We start from the raw sequence: 209 nt of genomic DNA, 5'->3' as shown, positions 1-209 counted from the left end.
GAAGGCGAGCGGAGCGACGGCGGCCCGGGTCACGATCGCCGCGGTCGAGAGTGCACCCGCGATCACGAGAGCGATCACGCCGAGCGGCGGCCGCACGAACTGCAGGATGCCGGCGATCGCCGAGGCGATCACCACGGCCAGTCCGAGGCCGGCGAGCAGGGCGATCTTGTCGTATTCGCCGAACGTGGCGATCGCGAACTCCTTGAAGG

1 pseudogene is annotated in these 209 nt (G+C 69.9%); it reads right to left on the bottom strand.

Annotated elements, in window-relative coordinates:
* Positions 1-209 (bottom strand): annotated as a pseudogene (locus tag L687_RS40555) (molybdopterin-dependent oxidoreductase); the annotation flags it as partial.

The organism is Microbacterium maritypicum MF109 (genome assembly GCF_000455825.1).
GTDB lineage: Bacteria > Actinomycetota > Actinomycetes > Actinomycetales > Microbacteriaceae > Microbacterium > Microbacterium maritypicum_A.
The sequence above is the reverse complement of the archived record's forward strand: the minus strand, read 5'-3'. Positions and strand labels throughout refer to the sequence as shown.